Below are 6,728 nucleotides of genomic sequence, written 5' to 3' on the forward strand. Positions count from 1 at the left end.
CAGGGGCGGAGTCGGAGTCGGGGTCGGGGTCGGAGTCCGGGGCGCGCGTTCCGCCGGTGCGCCGGGTGCCCCTCGACCCCGACGAGACCCTGCTCCTCGTCACGGACGGCGTGACCGAGGCCCGCGGCGCCGGCGGCGCCTTCTTCCCCCTCCACGAACACGTCGCCCGCGCCGTCCTCGCCGACCCCGCCCTCACCCAGCCCCGCCGCCTGGTGGAACTGGTCCGCGAGGGCACCCTCCGCCACAGCACGGACCGCCTCGGGGACGACACGACGATCTTCGCGGTCCGCCCGGTACGCCCGGCCCGCACCTGAGACGCGACCCGGAACACCGTGGAGGCGGCACAAACCGGTACCACTCGCCCCTCTTGGCCCCACTCCAACAGCCTTTGCAGCCGCACCGGTTACGGTGCTGCCGTGGTGATCGAAGGCAAGGAGACGGCGATGGAGGCGGCGATGGAGTCGGCGATGCCCGGAACCGTACTGCTGATCGCGGCGTCGCCGACGGGCAAGGGCTGCCTCGTGGACGCCGCGTCCGTACTCCCCGTACTCGCCGCGGTGGCGCCCGCCGTGCTCTCCGGCACGGACACCGCGCACGTGGTCGAACTCGCCGACCCCCTGCAGCCGCAGGCCGTCCTGACCCGACTGCGTGCCGCTGCGACGGCACCGGGACCGCTCACCGTCTTCCTCACCGGGCAGCTCCAACTGGACCGCCGCCAGCGGCTTCCGCACGTCGCGCTCGCCCGGACGACCCCCGCGACCGTCCGCTACACCGGCTTCCCCTGGCACTGGATCCGCGAGGAACTCCGCCTGCGCGCCCCGAACAGCACGACCCTCCTCGTCGACCTGCACACGGACGCGGAGACCTGGCAGCACCTGGCCGCCCGGCCCCTCACGGTGGGGCCGGGCGTCGCGCTGTACGGCAGGGTGACCCCGCCGCTCCCGCGCCGCTCCGTGGCGGCGCCCACGTACATGAAGTCCCTCGCCACGATTCTCCGCAGCGGTCACCGACCGCCGCTCGCGCAGCTCCACCAGCAGGCGCTGACCCGGTCGTACGGGGAGGACCCGGACTCCGCCCGCCGGGACCTGGTGCTCGCGTTCGACCCGAGGCGACTCCCCGTGCCCGTACCCGTGCCCGTACAGGCGGCTCCTCCCGTCCCGCTCGTCCCGCCCGCCGATCCGCACGCCGAGATCACCGCCGCCGTGCAGAGCGGCCGGCACACCGAGGCCGCCGCGCTGGCCGAGCGGTGGGAGCTGACGGCGCTGCGGGCGTACGGGCCGGGGGCCGACGAGGTCGTGCACTGGATGGAGGTACGGGCGGACCTGGCCATGTTCGCGGGTGACGCCGAGCTGAGCTGCCGGATCTGGCTGGGGGTCGCCGACGCGCGGCTGACGGCGGGGCAGTCCCCGGACGCGCCCGGTGTCGAGGCGGCCGTCGACCGGGCGCACCACCAGTGGGGCCGTATCGGCGACTCGACGCGCGCCCGTGAGCTCGGGCCCGCGCTGGCCGGCCTGCGGCTGCGCGTGCCGGGGCGCAGGCAGGGCGCGCTGGACGACGTCCAACGGCACCTCAGCCGGCTCCAGACGCAGGTGTGACAGGCGGTACGTACCGGTGGGCGGCAGCCGTTACCGGGTGGTCGGGGTGGTCGGGGTGGTTCGGGTGGTCGGGGTGAACATCTCCAAGGCTCCCGACACCAGGGTCCGTACGCCGGGGCCGACCGTCGCCAGGTCGGGTGCGAAGTGCGGGCTGTGGTTGCTGGGCACCGCGGCGAGCTGATCCATGAGATCGCCCCCGGCCGTGGCCGCCGCCGCGTCCCACACCTCGGCGGGCGTGCTCGTCACGAACCAGTACGCGTAGGGCAGCCCGCCCTCGGCGAGGAACGGGAAGTCCTCGCTGCCCATGACGGGCCCGAAGTCGAGGACCGTGCCCGCGCCGAAGACCTCGCCGTGCACGGCCGCCACCCGGCGGTCGGTGTCCATGTCGTTCACGGTCACCGGGAAACTCCCGCCGAGCGTCACGGTGGGCTCGCGCGGGCAGCCCGCCGCCGCGCACTCGCCCGCCGCGATGCGCCGGATCGCGGCGAGCATCCGCTCCCGCACCTCGGCGGACTGGGTGCGCAGATTGAGGGAGATGCGCGCCTCGGACGGGATGATGTTGTGCCGCGTGCCCGCCTCGATGCGCCCCACGGTCAGCACCGCGGACTCCCGGGCCGCGATCTCGCGCGAGACGACGCTCTGCAGCCGCGTCACGATGTACGCGGCCGTCACCACCGGGTCGACGGTCGCCTCGGGCCGTGAGCCGTGCCCGCCCACCCCGTGCACGACGATGTCGACGTCCGTGGCGGCCGACATGATCAGGCCGGGCGAGTGCGCGTACAGCCCGGCCGGACCGGGAGCCGCGTGCTGGGCGAGCAGGACGTCGGGGCGCGGGAAACGCTCGTACAGGCCGTCCCGCACCATGGCCGCCGCGCCCTCGCCGGTCTCCTCGGCGGGCTGCCCGACGACCAGGAGCGTGCCGGACCAGGCGTCCCGCCCGGCAGCGAGCGCGTCGGCGGCGCCGGTCAGCCAGGTGATGTGCAGGTCGTGGCCGCAGGCGTGCATGACACCGGGGGTCTCGGAGGCGTACGGCAGCCCGGTCTCCTCGGTGACCGGCAGCGCGTCCATGTCGGCGCGCAGCAGGACGGTCGGCCCGTCGCCGTTGCGCAGCATCCCGACGACGCCGGGGCCACCTGGGCCGCCGACGCCCTCGGCCGTCTCGTACCCGGCCGCGCGCAGGCGCCGGGCGAGCACGCCGGCCGTGCGGTGTTCGCGCCCCGACAGCTCGGGGTGCCGGTGGAGGTCCTGGTAGAGGTCCTCAAGCGCGGGGAGGGGGAGGTCGGCGGTGAGGTCCTGCGTGGTGCGCGCGGCGGAAGAGGTCACGAGGGCAGCGTAGGCGGCGCGTGTCACTCGTATGGGGGCATTCAGCGCGGTCGTGGCCCGGTGGCGCTGCTATCCACGAGGGAGGGGGACGACACGACACCCATCGAAACCCATCGAAGGAAGTGCCGCATGGCCAGCACCCTCGCCATCAACTTCACCCAGGGTCTGGACGACGCCTGGTCGAAGATCGCGACGTTCGTCCCCAAACTCATCGGGTTCCTCGTGGTCCTGGTGATCGGCTGGATCATCGCGAAGATGATCGCCAAGGTCCTGGACCGGGTCCTGCGCAAGGTCGGCTCCGAGCGCCTGTCGGAACGCGCGGGCACGGAGCGGCTGCTGCGCGAGTCCTCGTACGACATGACGGGGATTCTCTGCAAGATCGTGTACGTGGCGCTCATGCTGATCGTCCTCCAGCTCGCGCTCGGCGTCTTCGGCGCCAACCCCGTCAGCGCGATGATCAACGGCATCGTGGCCTGGCTGCCGCGCGGCATCGTCGCCGTGGTCCTCGTGGTGATCGCGATGGCCATCGCCAACGCGGTCCGCTCCATCGTGGGCAGCGCCCTGTCGTCCGTCTCGTACGGGAAGACGGTGGCCACCATGGTGTGGGCCTGCATCCTCGCGCTGGGCGTGATCGCGGCCCTCGGCCAGGCGGGCATCGCGACGGCGGTCACGCAGCCGGTCCTGTACGCGGCGCTCGCGGCCGTGGCGGGCATCCTGATCGTCGGTGTGGGCGGCGGCATGATCGAGCCGATGCGGCAGCGCTGGGAGCGCTGGCTGACGACCGCGGAGCGCGAGTCGGTGCACGCGAAGGACAGCATGTCGGCGTACCAGTCGGGCCGCGGTGACGCTCTGCGCGGACAGCCGGCGCGGGAGCGTTCCGAGCGGGGTACCGGGTCCGGTTCGACGATGGACATGTGACGGGTTGCGGCTGCGTCCCGCGGCTGTGGCTGCGGGTGTGTCTGCGTCCGCGGGTGCGTGGGGGCTGGTCGCGCAGTTCCCCGCGCCCCTCGGACGCCCTACCGCCCCGGGTCGCGTTGCGGGGGGATCAGGCTGTGCAGGTTCACCAGCCAGCTGATCGCCGTCAGGCGGCACACCGCGTAGTCGTGGCCCACGGGCTCGCGCCAGTCCGTCTCCGTGAGCCCGTCCAGGAAGCCGAGGGCGTAGTCGGTGAGGATCTCGCGGTCCGGCGGGGCCGGGACCAGACCGGGGTCCGACGCTGCCAGCCGCTCACGCAGTTCCGCCACGTGCTGGTCCACCGCGGCCGTGAACGCCGGCTCGAACGCGAACTCCGCGAAGCGCGGCGCGTACCTGCGGGTGATCTCGGCCAGGGGGGACATCCGTCCACCGTAGAGGCGGGGAGGCGGCACGAGGGGCGGTTTTCGGGATGGTTTCCATCACATCGGGGCCGGTCGGATGGGTCACAGGGGTGGATGTGCCGGTGCCGGGCCCAGGGTCGTCGTGCCGGGTGCGGTGCGGTGGCCGAGGCCCGTGCGGTACGCGTCCAGGGCCGCGTCGATCCGGCCCGTACGCCGGAGCAGGTCGCCGAGGAGCCTGCACAGATCGGCGAGATCTCCCGCGGCGCCCGCCCGTTCCAGGAGGCTCAGCGCGCGGACGTAGTGTTCCTCGGCCGTCTCGGTGTCCCGGCCGTCCTCCGCGATGATGCCGAGCAGCCGGTGCGCGCCCGCGGAGTGGACGGCGCCGCGCTCCGAGCTCAGGTCGCCAAGGACGCCGTGCAGCAGCGTCGCCGCCTCGTCCGACTTTCCACGCCGGTGGAGCACGTCCGCCAGTTCCACCGCGACCTGGCTGGTGTAGAGCGCGGCGCGCTGGGCGGAGTGCATCGCCTGCGCCTCGCGCAACTCGCTCTCGGCGCGCTCCAGATCACCGTTCTGGGCGTACAAGTACCCGCGCATCCAGTGGCAGTTGGCCAGCTCGGTACGGATCTGGAGCTGCCGGTACAGCTCCGCCGCCTTGCCCAGGGACGCGTCGGCCTCGGCCATTCGCCCCTCGGCGATCATCGTGCGGGCGACGGACCGGTGCATACGGGCCAGCAGCGCGGGATCGCCGACCTGCGGGGCCAGCGCGAGCGCGAACTCCGCGGCCTGCGCCGCCCGCGCGTGCGCCCCCATGTCCATGTACGGCGCGATCACCGCCGAGTAGAGCAGCAGCAGGGCGTCCGGGTCGTGCAGTCCGCCCCGGTTCAGTTCGTCGATGGCGGATTCCAGCAGGTAGCAGGCGTACCGCAGTTCGCCCGCGAGGTAGTGCGAGACCGCCCGGCCGCGCAGGGCCGGGACCCGGACGGGCAGTGGCGCGTCCGCCAGGCGCTTCTCCGACTGCTCGAAACGCTCCCGGGCCGTCGTCAGGTCCCCGGTGTCCAGGGCGCACTCGCCGAGCCCGAGCAGCGCGGCCGCGCACTCGGCCTCCAGGCCGTGGGACTCCGCCTCCGCGAGCAGCGCGGTGTACTGCTCGGCGGCGATCTCCGCCTCGCCGGTCGCCAGCGTCCGCTGGGCGTCCGTGAGCCGCAGCCGCAGGTCCGTGGCCAGGCGGGCGGGGCGCCCGGTGGCCAGTTCCTCGTACGCGACCCCGAGCCGCTCGGCGATGTGCCGCAGCGCCTCCTCGGAGGGCCGTACGCGTCCCGCCTCCAGCGTGGAGACGTACGCGGGGGTGTAGGCGGGTTCCGCCAGTTGCTTCTGTGTCAGCCCGCGTTCCGTACGCAGCTGCTGCACTCTGCGCCCGATGATTCCCGGGTCGTCGCGCTCGGCCATGGCGTAAGCATGCCAGTAAGCCGACTTACAGCCCTCCGCTATCCAACTTCCTGTTGAAAACAGGAGGGTTACGCGGTCCGGTCGGGGCGTCGATCGGCTCAATGCCGCCTTGCCCCGGGGCCGAACACGCCCTAGGTTAAGCGGCGCATTAAGCACACGATGAAGCAGGTTTAATACGCTGGCCTACGTTGACGATGCGAGGTTGTCGCCGTGTTCCGACGCATTGCCGCGCGCTATGTACCGGCTCGTTTCATCGCGGCGTTCGGCGCTGCCGTTGTTGCGTTCTCCGCGCTGGTGAGCGCGGCGAACGCGGGGCCTCACTGAGGGCTCCGCCCCCGTGAGGGGCCCGCGCCCCTTGAGGACGCCTCCGTCGCGCCCTGCTGACAGGGGTCTCCCAGTCGGGGCACAGAGCGGGCCGTTAGCCTGCTCGCACTGTGGAGAATCAGCGGAGTGTGGTGGGTGACGGGGCGCGCGTGGTGGCCCGTGCCCTGGTGTACGTGGTGGTCGGCGGGGGCGCGCTGATCGTCGTCGCCACGGTCGGGTCCGTGCTGGGGCCGATGCTGGCGCTCGATCTCGCCACCCCCGCGATGGCCGCCTGGTGGACCGTGTTCACGGCCGTCGCCGTCCAGGGCATCCCTTTCCTGCTGCTTGGCACTGTCGTGTCGGCGGCCATCGGGGCGTTCGTGCCGGAGCGGGTCTTCAGACGCGTACTGCCGAAGAACCCGGCGCTCGCCGTACCGGTCGCGGGGGCGGCCGGGGTCGTGCTGCCGGGATGCGAGTGCGCGTCCGTGCCCGTGGCGGACAGCCTGATGCGGCGCGGGGTCGCGCCGGCCGCCGCGCTGGCCTTCCTGCTGTCCGCGCCCGCCATCAACCCGGTCGTCCTCGTCGCCACCTCCATCGCCTTCCCGGGGGATCCGGCCATGGTCGGCGCCCGGCTCGTCGCCTCGCTCGCCACCGCCGTGGCGATGGGGTGGCTGTGGGTGCGGTTCGGCAAGGAGGAGTGGCTGCCGTCCGCACGGCGCGGGGGTGGTGCGGGGTCCGCCGGGGG

7 protein-coding genes are annotated in these 6,728 nt (G+C 73.2%); 4 read left to right on the plus strand and 3 right to left on the minus strand.

Going from position 1 to position 6,728, the window contains the following annotated elements; translation table 11 throughout:
• On the plus strand, positions 1-314 hold a 314-nt coding region (locus tag AOK01_RS35650; RefSeq protein WP_157871629.1), incomplete at its 5' end, for a SpoIIE family protein phosphatase.
• Positions 315-467: 153 nt separating this feature from the next.
• Positions 468-1,595, plus strand: a complete 1,128-nt coding sequence (locus tag AOK01_RS35655) for a hypothetical protein (protein ID WP_055519062.1) — start codon at positions 468-470, stop codon at positions 1,593-1,595.
• 30 nt (positions 1,596-1,625) lie between these two features.
• On the opposite strand, the gene AOK01_RS35660 is transcribed toward AOK01_RS35655, so the two are convergent.
• Positions 1,626-2,918, minus strand: a complete 1,293-nt coding sequence (locus AOK01_RS35660; RefSeq protein WP_055519064.1) for an amidohydrolase — start codon at positions 2,916-2,918, stop codon at positions 1,626-1,628.
• Between the two features lie 129 nt (positions 2,919-3,047).
• Here AOK01_RS35660 and AOK01_RS35665 point away from each other — a divergent pair, with 129 nt between their 5' ends.
• A complete protein-coding gene (locus AOK01_RS35665; RefSeq protein WP_055519056.1) occupies positions 3,048-3,836 on the plus strand; it encodes a mechanosensitive ion channel family protein in 789 nt (262 codons plus the stop codon).
• Between the two features lie 98 nt (positions 3,837-3,934).
• Here AOK01_RS35665 and AOK01_RS35670 read toward each other — a convergent pair whose 3' ends face one another.
• Positions 3,935-4,255, minus strand: a complete 321-nt coding sequence (locus AOK01_RS35670) for a DUF6401 family natural product biosynthesis protein (protein ID WP_055519058.1) — start codon at positions 4,253-4,255, stop codon at positions 3,935-3,937.
• Positions 4,256-4,336: 81 nt separating this feature from the next.
• The gene (locus tag AOK01_RS35675) at positions 4,337-5,680 is read right to left on the minus strand and encodes a helix-turn-helix domain-containing protein (RefSeq protein ID WP_055519060.1); all 1,344 of its coding nucleotides are present in this window, start codon (positions 5,678-5,680) and stop codon (positions 4,337-4,339) included.
• Positions 5,681-6,114: 434 nt separating this feature from the next.
• Here AOK01_RS35675 and AOK01_RS35680 point away from each other — a divergent pair.
• On the plus strand, positions 6,115-6,728 hold a 614-nt coding region (locus AOK01_RS35680; RefSeq protein WP_213862200.1), incomplete at its 3' end, for a permease.

It is taken from the genome of Streptomyces aurantiacus, assembly GCF_001418335.1.
Taxonomy (GTDB): domain Bacteria; phylum Actinomycetota; class Actinomycetes; order Streptomycetales; family Streptomycetaceae; genus Streptomyces; species Streptomyces aurantiacus.

What these genes read in the sequence shown, in the direction of transcription:
- AOK01_RS35655 (WP_055519062.1), top strand. Translation starts at nt 468, where the DNA reads ATGCCCGGAACCGTACTGCTGATCGCGGCGTCGCCGACGGGCAAGGGC.
- AOK01_RS35665 (WP_055519056.1), top strand. Translation starts at nt 3,048, where the DNA reads ATGGCCAGCACCCTCGCCATCAACTTCACCCAGGGTCTGGACGACGCC.
- AOK01_RS35670 (WP_055519058.1), bottom strand. Translation starts at nt 4,255, where the DNA reads ATGTCCCCCCTGGCCGAGATCACCCGCAGGTACGCGCCGCGCTTCGCG.
- AOK01_RS35675 (WP_055519060.1), bottom strand. Translation starts at nt 5,680, where the DNA reads ATGGCCGAGCGCGACGACCCGGGAATCATCGGGCGCAGAGTGCAGCAG.